The sequence below is a fragment of the Aureibaculum flavum genome (assembly GCF_016406085.1).
In the GTDB taxonomy this organism is placed as follows: Bacteria; Bacteroidota; Bacteroidia; order Flavobacteriales; family Flavobacteriaceae; genus Aureibaculum; species Aureibaculum flavum.
This window is the reverse complement of record NZ_JAEHFJ010000004.1, coordinates 443,897-468,161: the sequence shown is the minus strand read 5'-3', so window position 1 is coordinate 468,161 and position 24,265 is coordinate 443,897. Positions and strand designations below refer to the sequence as shown.

Sequence of the window (24,265 nt, the reverse complement as noted above, 5' to 3'; positions counted from 1 at the left end):
ACAAAAAACCCAAAAAAACACATTGTGTTTTTGGGTTGCTATGCTTGCTCAGGATACCCTTTCTGGGATCACGACCGCAGGGAGTAATCCTTGAAATATTTTCGTAAGAGAAGGGAAAACAAAAAAACCAAAAAAACACATCGTGTTTTTGGGTTGCTATGCTTGCTCAGGATACCCTTTCTGGGATCACGACCACAGGGAGTAATCCTTGAAATGTTTCCAAGAGCGTCAAAAGCTTGCTTTTGTAAGTGATATGGAAACAAAAAACCCAAAAAAACACATCGTGTTTTTGGGTTGCTATGCTTGCTCAGGATACCCTATCAGGGATAATGCCAAATTTTATATTTTGCGGACTTTGTCAATAAATACAGAACTTTGGAGTTAACACAAAATCGCCCTATGTTTTTTGTACATTGTTACAAAACGTTTTATTTATACGAGCCATTCTCATATGTAAGAGTTTCTGTTTTTTCAGTTACTGTTTCTTTTTCATCACAATCATTATTTTCATTAAGAAAAGCTATTGAATTTGTGATTTTACTTTTGATTAAAATATCTAAGTGACTATTTGTTAAGTTATCAGTTATAATTATTGTCTTTTTTTTAGAACTAAATTCTCCAATACAATTGCCGTCCCATTGACCACTATATTCTAAAACATTGTAATTTTTAAGTAACGTCCTTAAAGAATTATCTTGTGGTTCAAATAAAGTAATTGTTTCATACCCATAAGGGTTAACTCTAGAGTTTCCATTGTATTTAACTCTAATTCCAAAAGCTCGTTTTTCATTTGATAAATAATAAGGAGCGGTATCGATTGAAATTTCAACCAATACTACTGCATCAGAAACCCAACCGTTAGACTTGTAACTTTCTATATATTTATTTTCAATTTGATAACTTAAGCTATTTACAATTAAGATGTAGCTATTCAACTCAAAACAGCAATCGTTTTGTTCATTATATTCTGTTTCTAGCTTGGGTATTACAACAATTGTTTTAGTAGAATCATTTGGCATTACTTTTTCTACGATTAAATCAGTTTTACAATTAGACAAATTGATTTTTAACTCCTTCAATACGCTATCTACTAGATTTGAATGTTGTTGAGCATATAAATTAAAACTCATTAAAAATATAAATATAGAAGATAGTTTCATTTTAATGTTTTGTAAAACAGTTAGATATGTACCATTACATATGTACTCCGCATATCACAAATATAAGGAATATAGTGACGTGTAGTTTATTGTTAATTTATATGCTAATTTGCCATTTAAAACGTCGAAAATTTATTTTCGTAAGAGAAGGGAAAACAAAAAAACAAAAAAAACACATTGTGTTTTTGGGTTGCTATGCTTGCTCAGGATACGCTCTCTGGGATGACGACCGTAGGGAGTAATCCTTATACGGTCATTGCGAACTCGGAGATAACCGAGTGAAGCAATCTCATGAAATGAAGCACCCACCTAATTAGCTACGCCGTACGCTCCACAATATACGGCAAGTCCGTTTCTACATTCTTTTTATAGAGGTCTCTACTTACTGGGTAAGCTTTAAATGGTTTGGTGGTAAAACCCTCTGCCATGAGTTCATTAAGGCTCGGTTCATTCATGCCCTCATCGAGCCAATCTTCAAGGTTCGTTTCATCTAAGACCAATGGCATTCTCTTTTGCTTATTATGCACTTCGGTAAAAAAGGCATTGGCTGGCATGGTAATAATGGTTGCCGTATTGGTTTGGGCATCTATTTCGTTATACAGCCCAGCAAATAGAAATAAATCACCTTCGGGATACGCTTCTGACGGCTGATAACAAAAATTTGGGACGACAATCCCATTTTCATGATGCGGCTCAAAAAAACCATCGGCAAGAATTAAACAGCGTTTATTTTGTGCACTTTTTTTATAGGAATTCCGCTCAAATAGCGTTTCACTCTTGGCATTTAGGGTATTGCTTTTTTTATAAAAGGCAGCCGGGTCGTTATGGGCCCAATCTGGGACTAATCCCCACTGAGCGTGAGTTATTAATTTGGGCGACTCCATTGTAATGATATACAAGTTGCCATGCGAAAAGCCGTTTAAATGAAAGTACTGTTTATATTCATCGGGGATTTCAAAATTAGCGGGAATCATACTCAGTAAGCGTTGCTCAATTTCTTCTCGTTTTTTCCGTAATGCCGTTGAATAACACATAATTTAAATTTTAGTTAAAAATATGGAAATTTTTATAAAAACGGAATGGAGATCGTATTTGAGACTAGCACTATACGAACTTAATTTCAAATGCGTTAAACCTATGTATTGGTTGCTAAAAGAATGGAGGCCATTAATATTTAAAATTTCTTAGTTTTGGCACTAGACCGTTTTTAGTGTAAAGCTTCAGCGAAAAAATAAATTACTTATAAATGATCATAAAACATACACCTATTTTTAGTCTACTATTGCTTGTAGTTTTTATTGCGGGTACTAAAGAAAAACGATACTTAAAAACGAGTGCTTTAGAACAAAACGAAATTGTAGCACAATTACAGAAGATAGACACCATTGAAGTAAATATAGATAGTATTATAGATATTTCAGGTGAATATGAACTCATAAAGGGAAGATCGTCCATGATTGACTCTGATGACTATGTAATTTATAAAGGAGCAATGGTTATTGAAAAACTTTCAGAAACTGATTTTGGTTTTTATTATGCTAATAAAATAAAAGAACTTACCCCTACTGGTCATTTTGGAATCATAAGGAATTTTAAAAATGAATTTCATACCCTTAGAATATGTAATGAAAAGGAGGTAGAAGGCTATTCTAATGAGAATTTTGTGAAAGGAGTCTACCTAAACAATCAAATATTAATTGAAAAAAAGGGTGATCTGCTTACTTTTATTCATTACGGTAGTAATTTTAGAAGTTATGCATTGTATAAAAAAAAGAAACCTGAAGCCGATTTTTATATTTCTGTACTTAAAACACTAAAAAAGAATAAACAATTTTATGATAAATTTCTTTTAGAGTATAAAGAGGCAGTAAATTATGATAAAAGTAAACTGGAAATAGAATTTGTTTTTAAACGCGGGCTCTGGATGTCAAAACACAAACATAATGTTGTTGATGGTATTTTGAGTTATACGCATACCTACAGTAAACCAGCTGAAAATGAGGGTTTTGTAAAACAAGATTCCATTTTTAATAATGCACTTATAAATTATAAAAAATAAGGTATTACAAGTATTCGCTATTTAAAATGCCATAAGCTCCATATTTGAGGTCATTCATTTATCGACAACATAACCTGCGAGTTATTATAACTACGAATCCACAGACAGTTTATCAATACACTTTAAGCCGTTTTTATATGAAAGCTGAGTGAAATTACGCCCCTTATTGGTTAAACTCCTTTACATCATCACTTAAATCATAAACAGTAACGTCTTTTAATAGCTTTTCGATGATACTACTACCTGCAGCACTACGATATCCGCCAGCACAATGCACCACGATGGGTTTATCAGTAGGAATTGTTTTTGCGGTTGTACGCAATTCATTCAACGGAAGTGGCAATGCATTTTCAAAAAAGGAACCTTCGTTTATCTCGCTCATATTACGAATGTCTACAATGGTATATTTATCAGGATGGGCTTTAAAATCTTGAAGATTCAAAGGTTTATCGGCAATTAAATTTTCCTTAGCAAGCGTGATTACTTTTTTCAATTGTTTTTCGTAACCAATTTTAGCTACACGTTGCAATATCATGTCTAGGTCTTGTGGTTTTTCAATAACCAAACTGAATTTTTCTTTGGGTGCAATGATGGCTCCTAACCACGTTTCAAATTTAGAATCTTCAGAAGTGTCTTCAATATTCAAACTTCCTTTCAGATGTCCTTTTTTATAATCAGCAGACGCTCGAACATCTACAAGAAGTCCTTTTGCAGTAGTATTCATTTTAAAGGACACTTTGGCAATGGATTTACGCAAGTTTTTAGCACCTCTTTTATTCAACATCACATTATAACCAAAATACGAAGGTATAAACGGTTGACTCTCCAACAAGGTAGTTACAAACTGTTCTTTGGTTTGTTCTTGAAATGCCCAATTTGCCATCCGTTCATTCCCCAATGTACTACTGGCGGCATCACTTAAATTTTTTCCACAAAGAGAACCAGCACCGTGGGCGGGATAGACCAACGTATCATTAGGTAGATTCGTGAATTTATGCAACATGGTTTCGTACATGGCTTCCGCCAATTCTTTACGTTTTGCCGTCATATTACCCGCTTTTTCTCGTAAATCAGGGCGGCCAACATCACCAATAAACAAGGTATCGCCTGTAAACAGTACTTTTTTATCGCCATCATCAGCAACAATGCTAATACTATCTGGCGAATGTCCAGGGGTGTTCATCGCGGTTAAAGTGGCTTTTCCTATGTTAATACGAATACCATCATCAAAAGAGATGTGCGGATAATCTGCTCCTAATTTTTTACTGTTGTAAATATTGGCTCCTGTTTCTTTGTGAATTTGCAAATGCGAACTCACAAAATCAGCATGCGGATGTGTTTCAATAACCGCTATAATTTTTGCCTTATTTTGATAGGCAAACTCATAATACTGCATCGGGTCACGTTCGGGGTCAACAATAGCCATTTCACCATCACTAATTATGGCATACGAAAAATGGGATAAGGGTTTGTATTCAAATTGTTTTATTTTCATGATGGTTTACATTTTAAAGCGACACATTGTTTAAAAATCACGAATAGCTAAGGTAAGTTAGGTTCCACCAACGGAAAACTCCCTTAGAAAAAGGCAATTCATTAAACGTTATACTGCATTATTTATAAGGATATTCCTTACTAGCGTAATGCATTTTACAGTTGGTTATTTGGACTACTTAAGGTACGGCTTTATTTTAAAAATACCACCAATTTGAATCCTAAAAAACAGAAAAAGATGCCGCCAATTTTTTGGGCTTTTGTTCCGCATTTAGAGGTTGCAGTACTACCTGTGGCTCGGTTTAGTACTATCCCATCCCATACATGGTAAAAACCCCCATTTACCGTGTTTGTACTCAACAGGGATTCACTAAATTTGCGTAGTGGTGTCACCAAAAAAGGAGTCACTGTCAGTTATAACCTAAAAACATGCTCTTAAAAACGTTTACTATTGGTCTATTTTTAACAATGATGGGGTATCAAACCACAATAACCGCTCAAAAGGATACCATTTATTATGATCAAGATTGGGATGAAACCACAAAGACCAATGCCCATTTTTACAGACCCATGCCTTTGGAGCAAGACGGCAATAGAACCTTATTTAAAGACTATTATATTGATGGTACTTTACAATTTGAAGCCTGGCAAAAAAAGCTTGACACTACAGAAACCTCATTTTTAGGTTCTAATAAGTATTATTACGATGGTAAAGTGGTTTGGTATTATGCCAATGGTAATAAAAGGACGGTGATGCATTATAAAAATAGAAAACAGAACGGGCCAGAAATCAAATACTATGAAAACGGTGCTATAAAAAGTGAGCTTGAAATGATAGATGATGAACAGCAATCTTCCAAATCCTATTCCAAAGAAGGGAAATTACGAACCGAATTACAGTTTAAAAATGGATACCCCGCTGAAGGCGTAGGTTCCTGTTTTATTCAATATAAAGAGGGGAGAAGAATAGGTGAAAAATTGTATTACGAAAATACCGACATACTAGCCTATGAACGTGTTTGTCCAGATAAAGGCTGTTACGACGAAAACACAGAAATCTTTTATGACAAGATAGGAGCCATTATTCAGAAAAACACCTGTATAGATGAAGAAGTAATTGAAGGAAGAGCCATTACATTTTATAAGGGCGATGACTGTGGCTATGTAAAAGCTATAAAAACAATGACAACTGTTGAAAACACAAACTTTAACGGACCCTTTGTCAAATATGATAGTAACGGAGACGTGCTATATAAAGGTATGTATAAAAATCACTATCCCAATGAAGGTACTTTTGAACATGAAGATGATGATCGGCTTTTGTATGTTTCTGAGTACAAAAAAGGCAGTAAAAACGGAACCGAAACGGTGTGGAATAAAGAAAAGATAATAGCCGAAGGTTTCTATGTAGAAGGTGTAAAACAGAACGGTACTTTTGTTGAACAAAGGCAATTTACGGGTTGGTCTAAAATACCTATTATTCTAAATTTAAAAGACGGAAAAGAAGAAGGAAAACAAATATTTTATAATAGTGCAAGAGATATGACCATGGGGTTTTACCATGCGAAAGCAGGGAAAAAAGACGGTGCTTATGCCGCTTATTATTATGATGGCGAAGTACTTGCCGAGGCCACCTATAAAGACGGAAAACCTTTTGATGGTTCGGTATTGTTTAATGACGAATATCGTTTTTATAAAAACGGAGAACGTTTAAGAGAAAATATACATGAAGATATGGAAGAAAAAGAACGCTTAGAAGCCTTTTCTAAAGGATCAGACACCGTAACGGGCAGTTATAATATGGGGGGATTTGAAATGGCAGCTTCCATGGTGTTTTTAGATACACATCAGTTTTTTTTCTCGTTAAGTGTGGGCAGTTTAGATTTAACGACCTACGGAGCTTATCATTTAAAAAACGGGACCTTAAAATTACAAATGCCTGAAGAGCAAAAGCTAGATTTTATGATCTATGGTAAAAAAGACGCTGCTTTAAAAGATTCCGTTGTCATTCAATATTATAATTACGATGCTGATAGTAAACCTGTAGTACAATTAAATAAGCAATGGTTAACTTTAGAAGACGTAACGGAACCAAATGGCGAACGCTCACGACAAAATAAGGAAACCTTTACCATCCCTATAAAGAAATTGAATACCCTGAACTTGGGACTTAGATCAAGAGCTAAAAAAGGTATCGTTTTAAAGAGCCTATTGGAAGCTGATTCACTAAAAGATTTTAATAGTTTTATTATAGCCTATAATGTTACAGCCAAAGAAATTAAACAATTTGAAAAGGGTACGTTTACCTTTAATGGAGATAACTTAGTAAGTGATGGTAAAGAAAAACAGAAAAGACCGTTAAGTGAAGCTGACAAAGAAAATATATTGGACTATATTATTGAAAATAAAGCCTTTCCGCACTATATTCAAAATTTTAGTTATGAAAAAATAAAGTTGCATTCAAAAGCAACAGATCAAAAAATTAAGAAGTATACACAACTCTTAAAAACGGAAGAATAAACGATGTTAACTAAACGAGGTAAAATGAAATTTATAATGAAAAATAGTTGGGTGGCAGCCGTATTGCTGGTACTGGTTGGTTGTAGTACGGAGTATTACCAAGGTTATGTGTACCATAATGGTAAACCTGTAAAAGATGTTTTTGTAAAAGAAAAAGACGGAAACATTTTTGCGGTAAAAACCGATGAAAAAGGATATTTTAAATTAGAAAAAACCATTGATGCTGAGGCGTTAATTTTTATGAAAGACGAATTTAAAAACGATACCATAGTTTTAAAAGGAGTTGCCCCAGATGCACAACCTTTTTTACGTGCAACATCAGATACCTTGCAATTAGAAAAAGCTCCACTACGTTTTGATACCAAAGGTTCTTATGAGATAGAGCAGGAATAGTAACGATAACATGCAGATAAAAGAATTAACAATATACAGCTCTAATATAAAAGCCCAAGCCGACTTTTATACCCGTGTATTGGGTGTAACCTGCATTATAAGTACGGACCAAAAAGTTTCGTTTCAGTTGGGGACTTCCATATTGACCATAGCTTATAAGCCTAAAGCAACGCCTTATCATTTTGCCATAAACATTCCCGCCAATAAAGAAGTGGAAGTCTTGGCGTGGCTTAAAACAAAAGTTGCTATAGAGAAGGAGGGAAGCAATGAAATTATTGACTTTACCGCATGGAATGCGAAAGCCATTTATTTTTATGACCAAGACCATAATATTGTAGAGCTGATTGCACGGAAAAATTTAAATAATAGTACACCACAACCATTTGATGCTTCTCAATTTTTAGAAATCTCAGAAATAGGAATGCCCACCACAACCATTGAAAAAATATACACACAATTACATAAGTTAACCAACATTAAAATTTATGATGGTAGCTTTGATCGTTTTTGTGCGATAGGTGATGAGCATGGACTTTTTATATGTATTAACCCCAAGGTAAAAGATTGGTTTCCTACCCAAGACAAAGCCTTTGCTTCAGCCTTTGAAATTATGGTTGTTGAGCAAGGTAAAGAGTACTGTATGAAGTATGAAAATGAAGCACTCAACTTGTTGCGTTAAAAAAAAATAACTTTAATACTCTTTAAAAAGTGCTGGATAACTCATGGAGCCCAGTTGCACGGTTCCTTTCCATGCATTGTCCACTTGTTTTTCTAAGGACATAGTGTACATCATTTTCACTTTTTTATCAGCAAGGGAATCCCATGCATAAATATCAGAGGTAATGGTAGTATCGGTTATAATAGATTCTGTAAATTGTTCTGAGTTGTTTTTACCCTCATACCATTTATAAATAACGGGGTCCGATTTTTTACTACGTTGCAGCACTAGTAGTTGAAATTTTAATTGGCGTTCATATTTACTACCTTCTTGGGTAATGGCTCTATCTCTAAACAGTTTATTGCGTATGCCAGGTCTACGTATAATGGTATCCGAGGCATTTAAAAGTAAGTTCTTGCCATACTCCGTAAGTTTTTCGCTTATGGATGCATACGGAAAATAAGCAGATACATTTTCTACACCATTTACGTGAACACGCATGTCGGCTTCTAATAATTCAATGCGAATAGAAATGTTTGAAGTAGGGTTTATTTTATCGATGGCCACTAACGAATCTAATAGTAGGGTTAATTTTTCTTCATAGCCTCTATCCCTTTCATCCATAAAAACGTCGTCATAATCAAAGAAATCTCCGGTACGTTTATCAAATAGTTCTATGTCCGTGTATGCTTTACCTTTTTGGGTACCAAATAGCTCTACAAAAATGATGTTCGTATGGTAGTCAAATTGTTTCCATGAATTAAATTCTAGTTTACTAGTTAATTTTAAGGCTTTTGTAAAAGGCGTTTTGGTAAACTGTCCTGGTAAATGCCTTAAATGTTTAAGGTGTAAAAAGGAATTTACTTTTTCTTCAACCAAGGTATCTGTTTTATAGGTTAAGACAGGGAATTTATACGAAGTAGTTGAATCTAACTCAGAAAATTCTTGGGCAAAGCCCATATTAAAAATGAGTACTGCAATGAGGAAACGTAATGTATTCATAAGGATAATGTAAAGGTTGTTGTGCTAATAAGCGGTAAAATTACAGAATTTTACAAGGGAAGCAACCCCTGAATAAGGTTAAAATGAGAAGTGGTTGGTTTATGTACATAAAAAATAGGATTGTCCCCTTTTTTTATACTTTTAAAACATTTTAATTTTATAACATGTTAACGTTTTAATCGTTTATTACGTTTAAGGTTAGCTGCGTAGTAAACAATCAGGTTAAAACCCAATTAAGGGTTCACCGGTCAATTATTTAGTTAAAAAAATATTTTCAGGCGTCATTAAATAAAACCTCAACATTAAAATGAAATACTTAATTTTTGTCATTTCTTCTATATTTTTTACAATTTACCTGTTTAACAATAACGGAAAGGTGGAGACAACTACAATTGCTGATGCGTCTAGTAGTCATTTATCTCCGCTAGTGGCTTATGGAAAACAATTATATATGCGAGAATCTTGTAATAGCTGCCACACGTTAAAGGTTGAGCATAAAAATGCCCAATTGACCAGTTTAGACGGCGTTGGTGGTAAGTATTCAAACAGTTGGTTGTTTCATTATTTAGATGATCCATTAAGTATCATACCAAATTCAAAGAAAAGCTCATACAAGCAGCTTTATACCAATACATTGCGTAAAGAAATGATAGCTGCAAAAGAAAATGATACCTTATGGCAAGCATTACTTAAAGAGGCAGATAGCCTTGAGCTAGAATTGAAGCATGAAGGTATAACAACGGATAAAAAAGAAATAATAGCTCTAATAGCATACATGCAGCAAATACCTGCAAGTGAAAAAAAAATGGAATTGGATAGCATAGAGCGTGTTAACTACTTAAATGAACAAAAATTAAGTGGTAATGCAGATGTTGATGATAAAAGCATCATCATAAAGGTAGCAAATGATGAAGCGAACAAAGAAAAAGGGAACGTACTTTTTCAGGCAAACTGTTCCCCTTGTCACGGAACCGAAGGGCAGGGTATTATTGGACCTAATTTAACGGATGCCTATTGGTTACACGGCGGCAAGAAAGCAGACATAGCAAATACGATAATGAATGGTGTTTTAGCAAAAGGAATGATTTCTTGGAAAAGTCATTTGACACCTACAGAAATTGGAGCGTTAATTGCTTTTATAGCATCCATAAATGGAACCAACCCTGATAATGCAAAAGCACCACAAGGTATAAAAGAATAAGTATAGCAATTACGGCTACTTATTATAAGAACCCTTTTACGATGCAACTATACATCTACAAAACAAAGCAACTTAATTGATTACAAATAAACCAACTAAAACGGTCCATACTTTTTTACCTATGGCGTTGAAATATTGCAGTTGGTGTACGTATTAAAAAGAAAAAGTAGTTGCAAAGTGTACATATAAAAATAGGGGGTTTTTCCCCTTTTTTTAATGGCTTAAAAATGGTAAGTTTGTTAATAGTCGCTTCAACCCCATTGAATGAATAAAAAAAATCTTACAGAAAGAGATATATGTACAAAATTTATTAACCCTGCACTTAAATTAGCAGGTTGGAATATGCAAAAACAAGTCCGAGAAGAAGTTCCTTTTACAGATGGACGAATTATTGTACAGGGTAAGCTATATGCTAGAGGGAGGCGTAAAAGGGCAGATTATATTCTTTACTATAAACCGAATGTTCCTATTGCAATTATTGAAGCTAAAGATAATAATAAACCAGTGGGTTCAGGGATGCAACAAGCATTGGAATACGCGGAAATTCTTCAAATTCCATTTGTATTTACTTCAAATGGTGATTCTTTTGTCTTTCATGATAAAACAAAAGCATTAGGGCAAGTTGAAAAAGAAATAACCTTAAACGATTTTCCTAGTCCAGAATATCTATGGAATAGATACTTGCAAGAGCAAGAATTAGATACTCCAAAAGCTAAAGAAGTTATTGAACAAGATTATTTTGTAGATGATAGTGGAATGTCTCCAAGATATTATCAGCAGAATGCTGTAAATAGAAGTTTAGAAGCCATTGCAAAAGAACAAAACAGGATTTTGTTGGTTATGGCAACCGGTACAGGTAAAACATATACGGCATTCAATATTATTTGGAGATTATGGAAAGCAGGTATAAAGAAGCGTATTTTATTTTTAGCAGATAGAAATGCATTGCTTACGCAAACTAAGAATGGTGATTTTTCCCCTTTCGGAAATGATATCATGCATATAATAAAAAACAGAAAAATTGATAAATCTTATCAAATATATTTTGCATTATATCAAGGCTTAACCAGTAATGATGAAGATAAGAATGCCTACAAAGAATTTAGCAAAGATTTCTTTGATTTGGTTGTAATTGATGAGTGTCATAGAGGTAGTGCTTCTGAAGCATCTGCTTGGAGAGAAGTATTAGATTATTTTTCGTTTGCTACGCAGATAGGAATGACCGCAACACCCAAAGAGACTGATGATGTATCAAACATGGATTATTACGGGAAACCTGTCTATACGTATTCTTTAAAACAAGGTATAGATGATGGTTTTTTGGCTCCTTACAAAGTGGTGAGAATTACAACTAATGTTGATGAAGGTTGGAGACCAACTAAAGGGTTGTTAGATAAGTATGGTAACGAAGTTGAAGATCGTATTTATAATTTAAAAGACTATGACCGTACTTTAGCTATTGATGAAAGAACTGAAACTGTAGCTAAAAAGATCACAGAATATTTAAAAGCAACAGATAGATATGCAAAAACCATTGTGTTTTGTGTAGACATTGATCATGCAAACAGAATGCGTCAGGCACTAATTAATGAAAATGCAGATTTAGTAGCTAAACATTGGAATTATTGTGTGAAAATAACGGGAGATGATGAGGTAGGAAAACAAGAATTAGATAATTTCACAGATGTAGAAGAACGTTTTCCTGTAATTGCAACAACATCAAAAATGTTGACTACTGGAATTGATACCAAAATGGTGAAGTTTATTGTTTTGGAATCTAATATTAACTCAGTTACAGAATTTAAACAAATTATTGGACGTGGTACACGTATAAGAGAGGCAGAAGGTAAAGTGTATTTTACCATTATGGATTTCAGAAAAGCGACAAATATATTTGCAAGACCAGATTTTGATGGTGATCCAGTTCAAATTTATGAACCTAAACCAGAGGAACCAGTTGTGCCTCCAGAAGATGAAGATAATACCCAAATACCAGAGAATGGTGAACCAATTAATCCTGATGAATTCAAACCAACAAAACCTATTGTTGATATTGATGAAGAAGAATCAGAAATAAAAAAGTTTTACGTAAATCAAATACCAGTAACTGTCGTAAACGAACGAGTTCAATATTATGGTAAAGATGGAAAACTAATTACTGAATCTTTAAAAGACTACTCTCGAAAAAATATTGAAAAAGAATTCGCTTCACTTGATGATTTTATCCAACGTTGGAATACCACAGAAAAGAAAGAAGAATTAATAAAAGAACTAGCTGAACATGGTATTTTACTGGAGGCATTACGTGAAGAAGTAGGTACTGAAATGGATGCTTTTGACCTAATATGTCATATTGCTTATGACCAACCACCATTAACAAGAAAAGAGCGTGCTAATAATGTGCGTAGACGAAATTACTTTGCTAAATATAGTGCTACCGCTCAAAGAGTTTTATACAGTTTATTAGATAAATATGAACAAGAAGGCATAATTTCCATTGAGCAAGGTTCTGTACTAAAAGTTAAGCCATTAAATGAAATGGGTTCTCCTGTTGAATTAGTAAGAGCTTTTGGTAAGAAAAAAGACTTTGACCAGGCCGTTAAAGAGTTGGAAAACGAAATATATAATATAGCTTAATTGAATATTTTAACTAAAATACAACAACCAGAAGGTAGACGTCTTGAATTCAAAGAGAATATACCAACGAATTCAGATTTAACAAAAACGATAGTTGCTTTTGCTAATGATGCTGGAGGTGAATTGTTTATTGGTATAAAAAATAATCCAAGAGAAATTACGGGTTTGATAAAAGAAAATTTAGATTCGATTGAAAATAAAATTAGCAACCTTGTAAACGATCAATGTACTCCAACTGTTTTACCAGAAATTACTTTTATAGAAGAAAATGGAAAACACGTTATCAAAGTTTATATTCATAAAGGTAGTAAACCGCCTTACTTTATTAGCTCAAAAGGAAAAGAAAAGGGAGTATATACCAGAGTAGGTTCTTCTAACAGATTAGCTAGTAATGAGATTATTCAAGAATTGGAAAGACAAGGACAAAATATTTCTTTTGATTCAGAATTATTTTTTAATAAAAATTACGGAGAATTAAACCTCGATAATTTTAAAAGTTTTTTCAAAGAAAAAGCAAACGAGAATTTAACTTTTGAAGTTTTAAGAAAATTAAATCTTGTTAATGAAGAACAAGGTCAAGTATTTCCCACTAATGCGTTGATTTTACTATCTGATGATGTAAAAAAAAGAGAATTGTTTCCCAATGCTAAAGTAGAATGTGCACGATTTAAAGGAACCATTCCTGGAACATTTATTGATCAGAAAACTATTGATGGTAATATTGCTTTACAAGCGGAACAAGCTTATCAATTTGTACTGCGTCATATTTCTGAAGGTACAGAAGATTATAAAGGTGTTTATAGAAACGACCGTTGGGAATATCCTATAGTTGCCATTAGAGAAGTGATTAGAAATGCTGTAATTCATAGAGATTATTCGCTTACAGGAAAAGATATTAAAATTGCTATTTTTGATGATAAATTAGAAATTACAAGTCCTGGAAAATTATTGCCTACCGTAGATTTTAACGATATGGATGCAGGCCAATCAGATGTTAGAAACAAAGTATTGGCACCTGTTTTCAAACGTTTGGGCATAATTGAACAATGGGGAAACGGTTTGCAATTAATAGCAGACGATTTAAAAGAATATCCAGAAATAGCATTGACTTGGAAAGAACCCGGAATCGCCTTTAGAGTCTCATTTATCAAGAAAAATTATGCTTCACAGCAGGAGTCACAGCAGGAGTCACAGCTAGAGTCACAACTAGAGCTGCAACTAGAGCTGCAACTAGAGCTGAAGCACGAGTTAAGGCACGAGTTAGAGCACAAGTCTTTATTCTCAAAAGCACTGAAAATAGTAGCCGTAAAGACAAGTTCAACAAAAGAAATAGCACACTCCTTAAAACAAAAAAGTGTTACTGGACAGCTTAAGAAAATTATCAGAAAATTATTGCATTTGCAACTTATCGAATGGACAATTCCAGACAAACCAAAAAGCTCTAAACAACAATATAAAATAACAAAAAGAGGACTTGCTTTTTTGCAACTTCTAACCAAAAAATAAGAATGAGCAACATAACAACAAACATAAAAGGCATACGTGATATAATGCGTAAAGACACGGGAGTAGATGGAGATGCACAACGTATCTCGCAAATGGTATGGATGCTTTTTATGAAAATATTTGCCGACAAAGAAGAAGAATGGGGAATTACCATAAACAATTACGAATCGCCAATTCCAGAACATTTAAAATGGCAAAATTGGGCAGCAGATGATGAAGGCTTAACAGGCGATGCTTTAATGGAGTTTATAGAAAACGAACTCTTTCCTGCTTTAAAGGAATTAGATATTACATTAAGCCCACAAGCAAAAATTATACGTTCGGTATTTGATGATACGTATAACTTTATGAAAAACGGAACACTCTTCCGTCAAGTCATCAACGTCATTAACCAGATTGATTTTAATAACTCTAATGAGAGTCACGTATTTAATGATATTTACGAAACCATATTAAAAGACCTACAATCTGCAGGTTCTTCTGGTGAGTATTACACACCAAGAGCGGTAACGCAGTTTATGGTAGATATTATTAATCCGCAATTGGGCGAAAGCGTATTAGATCCTGCTTGTGGTACAGGTGGTTTTTTAACCTGTACTATAGAATCTGTTAGAGATCAAGTTAAGGACTCAAAGGATAGAGACGTATTACAAAAATCGATACGTGGTATAGAGAAAAAACCATTACCGCATTTACTATGTACTACCAATTTAATGTTACATGGTTTCGATTTACCAGCAGTGCGTAGAGATAATTTACTAAGCAAACCTTATGCAGATTGGGGAGCCAAAGACAAGCTAGATATTATACTTTCTAATCCGCCTTTTGGTGGTGTAGAAGAAGATGGTACAGAAACCAACTTCCCTAAAAAATTTAGAACCAAAGAAACAGCCGATTTATTTTTAGCCTTAATTATTAAGCTTTTAAAAAATAAAGGACGTTGTGCTATTGTATTACCAGATGGTACATTATTTGGAGAAGGGATGAAAACACGCCTAAAAGAAGAACTTTTAGACAAATGCAACTTGCATACTATTGTACGCTTACCTTTAGGTGTATTTAATCCTTATACAAATATTAATACAAATGTATTATTTTTTGAAAAAGGTACACCGACTAAAGAAGTTTGGTATTACCAACACCAATACCCAGAAGGTGTAAAAAATTATAATAAAACGAAACCTATTAATATTAAAGAGTTTGATGCTGAAAAAGCGTGGTGGAATAATAGAGTTGAAAATGATTTTGCTTGGAAAGTTTCAATTGAAGAAATAAAAAAAAGAAACTACAATTTAGATATAAAGAATCCAAAAGACCAAGTACAAGAAGAATTTGAATCTTCAGAAGTTATTTTAAAAAGACTTTCTGAAAGTAATCAAATAGTAAATGGATTATTGTCTAAAATAAAACAGATTCTTGATTAATATGGCATACGTACAATTAGGAGGTATTTGTAATGTGGTTAAAGGAGAAATAGGAATTACTAAAGCAATTCCTGGAGATTATCCTATGGTAACAACAGCAGAATTTAGAAAGAGTCATAATAAATTTCAGTTAGATACAGAAGCGGTTTTAATTCCATTGGTATCTGCAACTGGTCATGGACATGCAAGTATTAAAAGAGTGCATTATCAAGAGGGTAAATTTGCTTTTGGCAGTATTTTAGCTGCTTGTGTACCTAAAGATGAAAACTATTCAGCAAAATTTTTATATATCTATTTTAATTTAATGAAAGATTATGTGTTAGTGCCACTAATGAAAGGTAGTGCTAATGTGTCTCTGACTTTGGGGAATCTTAAAAAAGCAAAAGTGCCTAACATTTCTTTACAAACACAATTAGATATAGTTGAATTGTATTCTAAAATTAGAATAGAACAAGATAAAGCAACAGATGTACTTGCTAAGCAAGAGACTGATATAAATTATTTAAGGCAAGCAATTCTTCAAGAAGCGGTACAAGGAAAATTAACAGCAGATTGGCGAGCAAATAATCCTTATACAGAAGATGCCAGCCAACTCTTAAAACGTATTCAAGAAGAGAAAGCACAACTTATAAAAGACAAAAAAATAAAAAAGGAAAAAGCCTTACCACCAATCACCAAAGATGAAATTCCTTATGAATTACCTGAAGGTTGGGTTTGGTGTAGGTTGGGTAATACTTTATTATATTCAGATTCAGGAAAAAGTCCTAATTGCGTGAAAAGACCTGTTATTAATCAAGAATGGGGTGTTTTAACTACAACAGCTGTACAGCAAAATAGATTTGTTGAAAACGCAAATAAGGTGCTTCCAGTAAATTATGAAATCAATCCAAAACAAATAGTAGAAATTGGAGATATTTTAATTACAAGAGCTGGCCCTATAAATCGAACAGGAATTAGTTGTAAAGTTGATAAACTTAATTTTAATTTAATTCTATCAGATAAAACAATTCGTCTTAAATATATTAAAGATTCATTGTTTCCTGATTTTGTTGTTCTAACACTAAATAGTGAATCTATAAGAAATTTATTATTAGATAAAATGATCGGAATGGCATCAAGTCAGGTTAATATTTCTCAAACTAATATTAAAGGTATTTGTTTCCCATTTCCACCACTAGAAGAACAAAAAGCCATTGTAGAAAAAGTAAATGCTTTAATGGGTTTATGTGATGTTTTAGAGCAAGAAGTGCAACAAAGCCAAGCACATAGTGAACAGTTAATGCAGAGTGTTTTGCGTGAGGTTTTTGAGGGTGAGAAAACGATATAACAAACGTAAAACATGAAAAAAAGAAAATCAATTTTGCAACCAAAAGAAGTTGAATCTCATCTTAGAGATTATCAATTGGAAGGGGTTGATTTGATGAGTAAATATATTTCAGATTATGACAATGATAAAACCATATTGTCTGGACTTGTTGCTTTACCAACAGGTAGTGGTAAAACTATTATAATAGCCTCATTAGCTTGTTGTTTGCCACGAAAAGGCTGTATTTTAGTTTTATCACCTAGAAGACCAGTTATAGATCAGTTACATAAAGAACTTTCAGGCAATTTATTCCTTAATAAATTTAATGGATTATCAGTTCAACCAACAAAATCAGTTTATGATGAAAAAGCTACTGAGATAAATATTAAGTCTGATTCAGTTATTTGTTGGACAATTCAAAAATTACATAAAGTCAGAGATACTAACCCTAAATTGTATGAAATTCTTAAACAAAATGTAAAACTAATTCTGTTTGACGAAGGACATTATGAGCCAGCACCTAAATGGAGTGATACGATAAGAGCATTTAGAGCTCCTAAAATTATTTTTACTGCAACACCTTTTCGTAATGATTTTAAAAAGTTTGACATTGATTGGGACAATTACGTGTATAGAAAAAGCTATGAAGAATTAAAAGATTTAAAATATTTAAGGAAAGTAAAAGTTGAAGATTTCGGAAAAAAAGATAATATCGTAATTGCTGTAAATGATGCTATTTTACGATTCGACAAAATAAAGAAAACTCATAAAGAAGCTAGACTTATTATTAAATGTGATAGTTCAGAATCAATTATTTCTATATCAAAAGAGCTGGTAAAATTAAAAAGAAATTTTTTTTCTATCCATGAAACTTTTAAGAAAGATTTTAAAGATAAAAATGAAGAATTAAAACCATATTTGTTAAATGCAGTTCCTAAAGATCAAGAGGATGAAGTTGAAGATATTTGGGTTCATCAATTTAAGTTAGTTGAAGGAATCGATAGTAGCAAATTTAGATGTTTAGCTATTATTGATGAGATGACTAACACACGGTCACTTGTTCAACAAATCGGTAGAATAATTAGAAACCCGAAAAAGAATGATGACACAGCTTATGTATACAATTATACAGAAGCAGACTATATTAATGCTTGGAATGGCTTTGTTTCACTAGATAAGAGTGGTAAAATAACAAAAACTTTAGCAGAACAAATTTTAGATGATGTTAATAAAAATGTTGGAGAACATCAATATATAGATAAAAAAGTAAGACTTAAATTAACTAAAGAACAATTTGTTAATTGGACTGAAGAAGAACTGAAATCTCAAGTTCAAATTCCATTAAAAGCTAATTTTATAGAGAAGAGAAAATCATTTAGTTCCACTAATTTCATTAATAATTATTTAGACCATAATTTAAAAGATAAAGACCATGTGTTTTATAAAAACATTTATGGCACAAATTCAGGGCTTTATTTATATTTTACAGTAAAAAATTCACCTTACTTAACAAATTCATTTTTTCCGGAAATTACACATCAAATATGTTTTTTTAAAGAAGAAAAAGATTTTTTGATTTTTTATGATTCTGGAAAATTACTTCCTCTGGGTAAAGATAAACTAGGTGTTGGTTATGGCTTAGATTCCTCAAGGTTACGCTCTATATTTAAGCAAACAAATGATACAGTATTAAGTCGTGTAGCTTTGAAGAGCTCAAACATTGGTTCCTTAGAACCCCATAGTCATTCCTTTATGGCTTCCTCAATTAAAGACACAGCTCCAAATTTGAATGATTTTTCTCATTTTTTGAGTTCTACATTTGGCCATTATTTGGATAAAAAAGTTTATAAAGATTATAAAGATACTAGTTTAAAGGATAAGGAGTTTCAAATTCGAACATATATTGGATTTAGTACAGGTCGAATTAGTCAAAGTGAAGGTAAAAATGTAAAGTTTAAAGAATATTTAGATTGGATAGATTATTTGTGTAACTCCTTAAAAAATAGATCTCGTATACCAGCAATTTTTAATCGTTATTCTACTGAAGTTTCTAATGTGAAAGATCCTTTTCCTGAGTGTATTTTATTAGATTTATTTGAGTTAGAAAATGTGAAGATTGTAAATGAAATTGAAGGTTCTGATGAAGATGTTATTATCGAAGAATTATCTATTCCTGAAAAATTTTCTGTCATTAATAAAAGCTCAGATGGGGTCTATAGCTTTGAAGTAATTATTAATGAAAATAATTTTGTTATTAAAATTGAATTTGATAATAAAAGAAATAAATATATTCTAGTATGTGAAGAAATTGCTGGTACGATAGAAACTGTTGATGCTGAATTAGGCTTAAAGGTTGTAAATCTTATTAAAGTTTTGAATCGTAAACAGTGTTTTAGAGTATTAACAAAGAAAGGTCTTTCTTATTCAGGTGGAAGGTTTTACGAACCACATTTTAAGTTTGGAAAAAAATTTGATGACAAAGTATCTCCCATTCCAAATATGTTAATTTCAATAGATGCTTTGTCTAAAAGGTACTCTGAGAAAGGAACAGTAAATGGAACTTCAGCAGATTCTTGGCAGGACGATTCAATATTTTCTTTATTAGCAAATAGAGGAGAAGGCTCGCAATTAAAAGGATATATGTTAGAAAGTGGTGAAAAAGAAGAGCTTTTGATTTGTACAGATTTAAATACAGAACCAGCTGATTTTATTTTGGTTACAGATAAAAAAATAGTATTTATTCATGTAAAGGGTAAAGGAAATAAACCAGATCCAAGTCATGGGCAATATGGAGCATCAGCAATTAGTGAAATTTGTAATCAAGCTGTTAAGAATGCTCATTTATTATCAATATTTGATAAATCTCCACCTGGGAATTTAAAAACATGGACTACTCCTTGGAACCCAAATAAGAAAAAAGCATATAATGTGCAAAATAGAATAAAAACATCTAGCATACCAACTGGAATTGATAGTACTAGCCATGAATCTATATGGGAATATATGGTTAGAAAGAAAATGGATGTAAATATTTCTAAAGAAGTTTGGTTGGTTATGGGATATACGATGAAAAGAGATGTGTTTCTTGAGAAAATCGGATCTAGTAATCCTCCAGCCGAAGCAAAACAAGCAGCGTTAACATTAGAAAGTACTTTAGCTAATATTCATTCTTTAGGGTTGAAATTAAAAGTATTTTGTAGTTAATTGCAAAAAATAATATACATAAATGTCTAGACCACAAACCATACAAATCTTTTTACCAGACGGCTCACCAACTAGTATTCGTGAAGCAGAATTAACTAACCGCTTGGTAAAAGCCATTTTATTCCCTCGTAATAAAATGCAAGAAGTACTAAAACGAGACATGGTACATTTTACTGGTGTGTATTTCTTATTTGGTAATACAGAAGATGGAGCTAAGCCTAAAGTGTATATTGGAGAAGGAGAAGATTGCTATACACGAATACAAACTCATAATAGGAAAAAAGATTTTTGGACGCATTGTGTAATTATTACTACGAAAACGGATGAATACACCAAAACCGATGGTAAATATTTAGAATATTATTGCTTAGATAAGGCAAAAGAGATTGATCGTTATGTTATTGATAATGACACAGGTTCTAAAAAACCATCCATCTCAGAAAGTAGAGAATTTGATTTGTTAGATAATTTTGATACTGCTAAGATTTTATTAGCCACTTTGGGCTATCCAATATTTGAAGAAAAACGTAAGGCTAAAACCATTAAAGAGGTGTTTTACTGCCAAGGTAAAGATGCCTATGCACAGGGAGAACTCAATGACGATGGTTTTTTAGTTTATAAAGGAGGAAAGTCTAATTTAGTTGGTACAAAAGGTATGAATAAGTGGATTGGGATTTTAAGAAAACGACTCGTTGATGATGGTATTCTAAAAAAAGAGAATGATATTTATGTATTGCAACAAGATTATATTTTTAATTCTCCAAGTGCGGCAGCAGCAACCATGTTAGCAAGGTCTGCTAATGGTTGGACAGCATGGAAAGATAAAAATGGTGTTACTTTAGATGAACTGAAGAGGAAATGACAACTAAATAAAAGATTATATTTTCTTTAAAGCTAATAGAAAGTACAATAAGGATTTACAAATAAGATATTTTCGAAGAATAATTTATTTTCAATGAAATATTGAAGATAAAATAGCAATTATTATGTTTATAAAAGTCATAATCTATAGACTAAAAAAATGAAACTTCCAGAACCATCACAGAAATTTATCAAAGAAATTCTTAAAAAATATTCAGTTGAAGGAGGCCACGAACTGAATGAAAACCTTTTGAAATTATTTCAGACATTCAACAATGATAAAAATAAATTCCATGTATTAATCAAAGTAGCTGCATTGAACAAAATATACTCAACAGCTATTACGAACATTAACCCTGTTGCCGAAAAAATTATTAATATTACAAATACAGATTTAGACCTAAATACGATAAATGAATATGTATACTTCGTAGATGAAATATCAAAAATAAAATGGACAAACAATGATGGGAAGAGCTTTAAAAGGAACAACTTGTCTTTCGCATCAAAATATGTACACTTTTTAAGTGGTCATAAAACACCTATTTATGACAGTTATATTTGGATAATAATAAAAGGTTATTTAGGACAAGAAAATAAACAAAAGCCTTCGTTTAAAAATCCTAAAAATTTCAATGAGTTTTACTCAACTTTTATAAAGTTTAAAAAAGATTTAAAGTTAGATGATTACACTAACTATGATATTGATAAATTTTTATGGCAATATGGGAAAAGCTTAATAGAGAAAATAAAGACCGAATTACCAAAAGGAGCAACTCTTTCACATGCAAAATCCGAATTAAAAAAAAGAATTAAAAATAATACTTGATTCAATAAATATAGTACTAATATTTAATATTGGCTTACCTTGAAAAAAATCTTTTCATAGAATCAATCATAGACATACGTGACATCATGTCACCGCAAAACTGTTTACTTTTTGACCTTCCAAACAATTTTAACCAAAGGCTTAAAAAGAACAAATAAAAATTCTTAAATTAGGCTTCATTAAATTAACTACTATATTTCAATATGAAGTTTATAAAAAAAATAGGCATTGGTTATTTTCTAATGTTAGTATTATGTGCCCTTATCATTGTTGTAGCAGAATATACATTTTTACATGGAGATGAAATGCACGGTATTTTTATAGGGTTGTGGGCACCCATGTTAATAGGTTTAATGATATTCTTTAAATTGGTAGACCATGGAAGCAAATGATATTGTATGGTACTTTTCGCTATTTGTGGGTGTATGTGCAGCCTTATGGATAGGCATTGTCATTTGGTCTTATCATAAAATGGGAGAATAAATGGGTAAAGTAGGTAAAGAAAAAAACACCAAGAATAAAGCCAAGCACAGTAAACAATTGGCTCGTAAAAAGAATAAGATAAAAACAGATCAACAACAGCATAAAGCACGCTTAAAAGCAATTGTACAAAAAGCGAATGAAAATGAGTTGTAAGCTATTTTTAGTGGCAGTTTTTAGTAAGATTTTAACCCTTAAATAGCCTATAGTATGAGAATTACGGCCATTATTTTTATGCTTGGTGTAGTAGCCTCTTGCCAAACGGCACCGAAAATAAATTCAGGGCAACACTATGTGGTTTCAGAAGCTGATTTGGCTATGATACCGTATCAAGGTAAAACAGCACTCGTTTTTGTGTCGTCAGAAAAAGATACGTTGCGTCTTTTTTCGGAGGGAGTTGTAAAAGATTCCATTGGCTCAGACCCTTGGGCAAAAAATCCAGATTATTTTGATAGATATATTTATACGTTAGCACCAAGTAAAAACGATACCGTTTTTACGGAAGAAATTGCTATTAAATTATTGGCAGAACGAGAAAATGCCTTAACCATTGAGTTTTATATTGCTGCAAAAGGACTGGTGTTTTATGGAACTGATTATTTTAGTAGAGAGCAATTGGCGGCTGTACCGGTAACGGAATTTACCTTGGGTACAAAAACATTTACTGATGTACAGCTATTTAAAAGTACCGGACGTTTTAGTGAGCGTGATAATTCCATAGAAACGGTATATTTTAGTAAATCAGCAGGCTTTTTGGGCTTTGATAAAAAAACAACCCAATGGCGTTTACTGCTAACTCCCGAATCCCTCCCGAATCCCGAGACTTCGGGAGGGACTCGAACTGACGCATGCCACGTCTCTTGGAGTAAACGCGTTACGAATCCGGCAATACATACATAAAAAAACAATTTTAATGATTAAAGTCCTCCGTATACTGCTTATTCTCTTTTTTCTCTTTGCGGGTAGCTACCATTTTATAAATCCGGATTTTTATTTTGATCAGATTCCGCCTTATTTTGCAGACTATAAGCAATTTATTAATTATGCCGCTGGTGCAGTAGAAATAGGATTGGCTATTGGTGTCGCAATCCCTAAAACAAGGGTATTGGCGGTTATAGGGATCCTGTTATTATTGATTGCTTTTATTCCCACCCATTGGTATGTTATTAATCAAGGAGGTTGTATACCTACTGCCTATTGTATTCCATTATGGGGTGCATGGTTACGCTTGTTAGTGTTTCAGCCGTTGTTAATGTTGTGGGCTTGGAGTGTTAGGTAAAGCAATACCATGGATTTTACTGCTAACTCCCGAGACTTCGGCTGTCGCCTCAACTCGAACTGACGCATGCCACGTCTCTTCGAGTGATTTAGGAGGTACGTGTCCCTCCCAAATCCCGAGACTTCGGGACTCGAGACTTCGGCTGACGCCTCAACTCGAACTGACGCATGTTACGTCACTTCGAGTGATTCACGAGGTACGTGTTCCTCCCAAATCCCGAGACTTCGGCTATCGCCCCAACTCGAACTAACG

The 24,265-nt window shown here is 32.9% G+C and carries 20 protein-coding genes; 16 read left to right on the top strand and 4 right to left on the bottom strand.

Annotated features, from left to right (window positions below; genetic code table 11):
- Nucleotides 1-428: 428 nt before the first annotated feature.
- Together JBL43_RS10795 and JBL43_RS10790 are read right to left on the bottom strand one after the other, a co-directional pair.
- Nucleotides 429-1,160, bottom strand: a complete 732-nt coding sequence (locus JBL43_RS10795; protein ID WP_117880481.1) for a PA3715 family protein — start codon at nt 1,158-1,160, stop codon at nt 429-431.
- A gap of 317 nt (nt 1,161-1,477) precedes the next feature.
- Entirely contained in the window at nt 1,478-2,194 is a 717-nt protein-coding gene (locus tag JBL43_RS10790) for an SOS response-associated peptidase (RefSeq protein WP_198841446.1), read from the bottom strand.
- Nucleotides 2,195-2,406: 212 nt separating this feature from the next.
- Here JBL43_RS10790 and JBL43_RS10785 point away from each other — a divergent pair, with 212 nt between their 5' ends.
- Nucleotides 2,407-3,219 carry a hypothetical protein gene (locus tag JBL43_RS10785; RefSeq protein ID WP_198841445.1) on the top strand — a complete coding sequence of 271 codons (813 nt, stop codon included), beginning with the start codon at nt 2,407-2,409 and terminating at the stop codon, nt 3,217-3,219.
- 163 nt (nt 3,220-3,382) lie between these two features.
- Here JBL43_RS10785 and JBL43_RS10780 read toward each other — a convergent pair whose 3' ends face one another.
- Nucleotides 3,383-4,714 (bottom strand): MBL fold metallo-hydrolase, encoded by a 1,332-nt coding sequence (locus JBL43_RS10780; protein ID WP_198841444.1) that lies wholly within the window; start codon nt 4,712-4,714, stop codon nt 3,383-3,385.
- Nucleotides 4,715-5,142: 428 nt separating this feature from the next.
- On the opposite strand from JBL43_RS10780, the gene JBL43_RS10775 reads away from it, so the two are divergent.
- Genes JBL43_RS10775 through JBL43_RS10765 form a run of 3 tightly spaced genes read left to right on the top strand, consistent with a single transcriptional unit; the run spans nt 5,143 to nt 8,305 of the window.
- On the top strand, nt 5,143-7,233 hold the full coding sequence (locus JBL43_RS10775; RefSeq protein WP_198841443.1) for a toxin-antitoxin system YwqK family antitoxin: 2,091 nt from the start codon (nt 5,143-5,145) through the stop codon (nt 7,231-7,233).
- Nucleotides 7,234-7,257: 24 nt separating this feature from the next.
- Nucleotides 7,258-7,626: a transthyretin-like family protein gene (locus JBL43_RS10770; protein ID WP_198841442.1), complete on the top strand. Its 369-nt coding sequence runs from the start codon at nt 7,258-7,260 to the stop codon at nt 7,624-7,626.
- 10 nt (nt 7,627-7,636) lie between these two features.
- Nucleotides 7,637-8,305, top strand: coding sequence for a VOC family protein (locus tag JBL43_RS10765; RefSeq protein ID WP_198841441.1), 669 nt, complete (start codon nt 7,637-7,639; stop codon nt 8,303-8,305).
- Between the two features lie 12 nt (nt 8,306-8,317).
- On the opposite strand, the gene JBL43_RS10760 is transcribed toward JBL43_RS10765, so the two are convergent.
- Nucleotides 8,318-9,286 (bottom strand): hypothetical protein, encoded by a 969-nt coding sequence (locus JBL43_RS10760; RefSeq protein ID WP_198841440.1) that lies wholly within the window; start codon nt 9,284-9,286, stop codon nt 8,318-8,320.
- Nucleotides 9,287-9,593: 307 nt separating this feature from the next.
- Here JBL43_RS10760 and JBL43_RS10755 point away from each other — a divergent pair, with 307 nt between their 5' ends.
- From JBL43_RS10755 to JBL43_RS10700, 12 genes are all read left to right on the top strand, one after another.
- The gene (locus JBL43_RS10755; RefSeq protein ID WP_198841439.1) at nt 9,594-10,487 is read left to right on the top strand and encodes a c-type cytochrome; all 894 of its coding nucleotides are present in this window, start codon (nt 9,594-9,596) and stop codon (nt 10,485-10,487) included.
- Between the two features lie 264 nt (nt 10,488-10,751).
- On the top strand, nt 10,752-13,124 hold the full coding sequence (gene hsdR, locus JBL43_RS10750; protein ID WP_198841438.1) for an EcoAI/FtnUII family type I restriction enzme subunit R: 2,373 nt from the start codon (nt 10,752-10,754) through the stop codon (nt 13,122-13,124).
- A complete protein-coding gene (locus JBL43_RS10745) occupies nt 13,125-14,630 on the top strand; it encodes an RNA-binding domain-containing protein (protein ID WP_198841437.1) in 1,506 nt (501 codons plus the stop codon). It begins immediately after the preceding gene.
- A 2-nt stretch (nt 14,631-14,632) separates the two neighbouring features.
- Complete coding sequence (locus JBL43_RS10740) at nt 14,633-16,054, top strand: N-6 DNA methylase (RefSeq protein WP_198841436.1); 1,422 nt, start codon at nt 14,633-14,635, stop codon at nt 16,052-16,054.
- A gap of 1 nt (nt 16,055) precedes the next feature.
- Complete coding sequence (locus JBL43_RS10735) at nt 16,056-17,381, top strand: restriction endonuclease subunit S (RefSeq protein WP_198841435.1); 1,326 nt, start codon at nt 16,056-16,058, stop codon at nt 17,379-17,381.
- 12 nt (nt 17,382-17,393) lie between these two features.
- Entirely contained in the window at nt 17,394-20,564 is a 3,171-nt protein-coding gene (locus JBL43_RS10730; RefSeq protein WP_198841434.1) for a DEAD/DEAH box helicase, read from the top strand.
- 22 nt (nt 20,565-20,586) lie between these two features.
- Nucleotides 20,587-21,426, top strand: a complete 840-nt coding sequence (locus tag JBL43_RS10725; protein WP_198841433.1) for a GIY-YIG nuclease family protein — start codon at nt 20,587-20,589, stop codon at nt 21,424-21,426.
- A 159-nt stretch (nt 21,427-21,585) separates the two neighbouring features.
- Nucleotides 21,586-22,254: an HI_0787 family protein gene (locus tag JBL43_RS10720; protein ID WP_198841432.1), complete on the top strand. Its 669-nt coding sequence runs from the start codon at nt 21,586-21,588 to the stop codon at nt 22,252-22,254.
- 203 nt (nt 22,255-22,457) lie between these two features.
- Entirely contained in the window at nt 22,458-22,646 is a 189-nt protein-coding gene (locus JBL43_RS10715) for a hypothetical protein (protein WP_117880497.1), read from the top strand.
- A 91-nt stretch (nt 22,647-22,737) separates the two neighbouring features.
- Nucleotides 22,738-22,890 (top strand): hypothetical protein, encoded by a 153-nt coding sequence (locus tag JBL43_RS10710; RefSeq protein WP_198841431.1) that lies wholly within the window; start codon nt 22,738-22,740, stop codon nt 22,888-22,890.
- Between the two features lie 54 nt (nt 22,891-22,944).
- Nucleotides 22,945-23,634: a hypothetical protein gene (locus JBL43_RS10705; RefSeq protein WP_198841430.1), complete on the top strand. Its 690-nt coding sequence runs from the start codon at nt 22,945-22,947 to the stop codon at nt 23,632-23,634.
- A 13-nt stretch (nt 23,635-23,647) separates the two neighbouring features.
- Entirely contained in the window at nt 23,648-24,013 is a 366-nt protein-coding gene (locus JBL43_RS10700; protein ID WP_198841429.1) for a DoxX family protein, read from the top strand.
- Nucleotides 24,014-24,265 lie beyond the last annotated feature (252 nt).